General features: G+C 68.3%; 4 protein-coding genes. 1 reads left to right on the top strand and 3 read right to left on the bottom strand.

From position 1 onward, the window contains the following. Nucleotides 1–755: glycolate oxidase subunit GlcF (glcF, locus tag AD428_RS23855; RefSeq protein WP_152968213.1), on the top strand; the 755-nt coding region annotated here is incomplete at its 5' end. 63 nt (nucleotides 756–818) lie between these two features. Here glcF and AD428_RS23860 read toward each other — a convergent pair. From AD428_RS23860 to AD428_RS23870, 3 genes are read right to left on the bottom strand one after another with little or no spacing between them, the layout of a single operon-like run. Then, nucleotides 819–2255 carry an NAD(P)(+) transhydrogenase (Re/Si-specific) subunit beta gene (locus AD428_RS23860; protein WP_053246804.1) on the bottom strand — a complete coding sequence of 479 codons (1437 nt, stop codon included), beginning with the start codon at nucleotides 2253–2255 and terminating at the stop codon, nucleotides 819–821. After that, nucleotides 2252–2569 carry an NAD(P) transhydrogenase subunit alpha gene (locus tag AD428_RS23865; protein WP_053246805.1) on the bottom strand — a complete coding sequence of 106 codons (318 nt, stop codon included), beginning with the start codon at nucleotides 2567–2569 and terminating at the stop codon, nucleotides 2252–2254. The genes AD428_RS23860 and AD428_RS23865 overlap by 4 nt, the downstream gene beginning before the upstream one ends. Nucleotides 2570–2571: 2 nt before the next feature. Further along, nucleotides 2572–3690 carry a Re/Si-specific NAD(P)(+) transhydrogenase subunit alpha gene (locus AD428_RS23870; protein WP_053246806.1) on the bottom strand — a complete coding sequence of 373 codons (1119 nt, stop codon included), beginning with the start codon at nucleotides 3688–3690 and terminating at the stop codon, nucleotides 2572–2574. Between the last annotated feature and the right edge of the window lie 129 nt (nucleotides 3691–3819).

Genomic DNA, 3819 nt, shown 5'->3' on the forward strand with positions numbered 1-3819 from the left:
CGCTGCCGCGCGGCCAGCGGCATGCCCGGCAGGTGCTCATGCCGCTGGGCTGTGTGCAGCCCGCCATGATGCCGGCCATCGACGCCGCGACCGTGCGCGTGCTGGATGCCGTGGGTATCGGCGCGCGGCTCGTGCCGGGCGCGGGTTGCTGCGGCGCGGTCAGCTTCCATCTCGACGCGCAGGGTGCGGCCCTGGATCAGATGCGGGCCAATATCGATGCCTGGTGGCCGCTGGTGCAGGATGGCAAGATCGAGGCCATCGTTATGAACGCCTCGGGCTGCGGCGCCATGGTCAAGGAGTATGCGCATCACCTGCGCGGCGATCCGGCCTACGCCGAGCGCGCGGCGCGCATCGTGGCGCTGGTGAAAGACGTGGCGGAAATCGTGGCGCCGCACGCGCAGGCCCTGCGCGAGAAGCTGCCGCAAGGCACGCGCGCGGCGTTCCACCCGCCTTGCACGCTGCAGCATTGGCAGGGGCTGCGGCCGCTGGCCGAACAATTGCTCGCGGACCTGGGCTTCGAATTGCAGCCCTTCGCCGACCGGCACCTGTGCTGCGGCTCCGCGGGCGCGTACTCGGTGCTGAACCCGGGCATATCCACCGAGCTGCGCGACCGCAAGCTGGATGCGATCGCGGCCTGCGCTCCCGATGTGATCCTCTCGTCCAACATGGGCTGCATCGGCCACCTGCAAAGCGGCACCGACACGACGGTTCGCCACTGGGTGGAAGTGGTGGACGAGCAACTGCGGCGCGCCTGAGGCGACGCGCCTGAGGCGGGCCGCCGTGCCGGGCGGGAAGGCGAGGGGCCTTCCCGCGCCAGCTCATTCCACCGCTTTCACCATGTCTTCGAGCACTTTCTTGGCGTCGCCGAACACCATCATCGTGCGGTCCATGTAGAAGAGCTCGTTGTCCAGGCCGGCATAGCCCGAGGCCATGGAGCGCTTGTTCACGATGATGTTGCGCGCCTTGTAGGCTTCGAGAATGGGCATGCCGGCGATGGGGGAGTTGGGGTCGTTCTTGGCCGCCGGGTTGACCACGTCGTTGGCGCCCAGCACCAGCACCACGTCGGTCTGCCCGAACTCCCCGTTGATGTCTTCCATCTCGTAGACCTGGTCATACGGAACCTCTGCCTCGGCCAGCAGCACGTTCATGTGGCCGGGCATGCGGCCGGCCACCGGGTGGATGGCGTATTTCACGGTGACGCCATGCTCGGTGAGCTTCTCGGCCAGTTCCTTCAGCGCGTGCTGCGCGCGCGCCACGGCCAGGCCGTAGCCGGGCACGATGGTCACGGTTTCGGCATTGGTGAGCAGGAAGGCGGCGTCGTCCGGGCTGCCCGACTTGACGCTGCGCTGCTGCGCCGCTGCGCCCTGGGAGCCGGCGGCGGCCGGCCCGCCGAACCCGCCCAGGATCACGTTGAAAAACGAGCGGTTCATCGCCTTGCACATGATGTAGGACAGGATGGCGCCCGAGGATCCCACCAGCGAGCCCGCGATGATGAGCATGGGGTTGTCCAGCGAGAAGCCGATGCCGGCGGCGGCCCACCCCGAGTAGCTGTTGAGCATGGACACCACCACCGGCATGTCGGCCCCGCCGATGGGAATGATGATGAGCACGCCCAGCACGAAGGCGATCGCCGCCATGAGAACGAAGGGCGTCCATTGCTGCGTGGCCATGAACCAGAAGCCGCAGGCCAGCATCAGCAGCGCCAGGGCGAGATTCAGCAGGTGCTGGCCCGGGAACACCACCGGCGCGCCCTGGAACAGCCGGAACTTGTACTTGCCCGACAGCTTGCCGAAGGCGATGACCGAGCCGGAGAATGTGATGGCCCCCACGAAAGTGCCCACAAAGAGCTCGAAGCGGTTGCCCACGGGTATGGGAGCCCCCGGTACGGCGATGCCGAAGGCCTGGGGCTCGGCCACCACGGCCACGGCGATGGCCACCGCCGCCAGGCCGATCATGCTGTGCATGAAGGCCACCAGTTCGGGCATCTTGGTCATTTCGACCCGCTTGGCCATGAGCGTGCCGATGGAGCCGCCCACCAGCAGCCCCAGCACCACCCAGCCCAGGCCGATGGCGGCGGAGCCGCGCGCGAGGCTGACGATGAGCGCCGCGGTCGTGAGCACGGCTATCGCCATGCCCGCCATGCCGAACGCATTGCCCATGCGCGAAGTGGTGGGGTGAGACAGCCCCTTGAGGGCCTGGATGAAGCAGACCGAGGCGACCAGATAGAGCAGGGTGACAAGGTTCAGGGAGATCATTTGGCTCCCTCCTTGGCGGGCTTCCTGTCTTTCTTCTTGAACATCTCGAGCATGCGCCGCGTGACGAGAAAGCCGCCGAACACGTTGACGGCGGCCAGCGCCACCGCCAGCACGCCCATGCCGCGCGCGAGCCCGCCCTCGGTAAGCGCCGCGGCCAGCATGGCGCCCACGATGATGATGGCGGAAATGGCGTTGGTGACCGCCATGAGCGGCGTGTGCAGGGCGGGCGTGACGTTCCAGACGACGTGGTAGCCCACGTACACGGCCAGCACGAAGATGATGAGATTCGTCAGGGTGGGGTTGATGGCTTCCATCTTCAGCTCCCGCGGGTGACGCGGCCGCCTTCGCAAACGAGGCAGGCCGCCACGATTTCGTCTTCGCGCCGGATGGCCGGCGCGCCTTCGGCATTGATGATCAGCTTGAGGAAATCCTGCACGTTGCGGGCATAGAGCGCCGAGGCGTCGGTGGCGACCAGGCCGGGCAGGTTGGTGAGCCCGACCAGCGTGACTCCGTGCTTTTCCACCACTTTTCCTTTCTCGGACAGAGGGCAGTTGCCGCCGCGTTCCACGGCCAGGTCGACCAGCACGGAGCCGGGCTTCATGGCGGCGACCGTCTCGGCCGGCACCAGGGTCGGCGCGGGACGGCCGGGGATGAGCGCGGTGGCGATGACGATGTCGGCCTGGCGACAGCGCTCCGACACGAGCGCGGCCTGGCGCGCCATCCAGGCCGGAGGCATGGGGCGGGCATAGCCGCCCACGCCTTCGGCGATTTCGCGCTCTTCGTCGGTTTCATAGGGCACGTCGATGAACTTCGCGCCCAGCGACTCGACCTGCTCGCGCGCGGCGGGGCGCACGTCCGAGGCTTCGACCACCGCGCCCAGGCGCTTGGCCGTGGCGATGGCCTGCAGGCCCGCGACGCCGGCGCCCAGCACCACGGCGCGCGCTGCTTTCAGGGTGCCTGCCGCGGTCATCATCATGGGAAAGAGCCGCCCGTAGTAGTGGGCGGCCAGCAGCACGGCCTTGTAGCCGGCCAGGTTGGCCTGCGAAGACAGCACGTCCAGGCTCTGCGCCCGCGTGATGCGCGGCGCCGCTTCGAGCGCGAACGCGGTGAGGCCGGCGTCCGCCATGGCCTGCAGGCCTTCGGCGTCGTAGGGGTCCAGCATGCCCACGAGCAGGGCGCCGGGTTTCATGGCGGACAGCTCGGCCGCCGAGGGCGCGCGCACTTTCAGGACCAGATCCGCGCCCAGGGCCTGCGCCGCGTTTCCGAGCGAGGCGCCGGCGGCCTCGTAGGCTTCGTCGAGATAGCGGGCCGCCGTGCCGGCGCCGCGCTCCACGGTGACTGCGTGGCCCCCCGCCACGTACTTCTTGATGGTTTCCGGTGTAGCTGCGACACGGGTTTCCCCGTCTCGGGTTTCTTTTGGTATCCCGATGTGCATCGACGCCTCTCCTCAGAAGGTTCGGAGCTAGTTATTGCATGGAATGGGCGGCAAGTCCAGGGAGGCGAAAAAAAGCCCCATGGCTTGCGCCATGGGGCTGGGGCGGCCGGCGCTACGGCCCGGCCGTCG

The sequence above is a fragment of the Achromobacter sp. DMS1 genome (assembly GCF_001270295.1).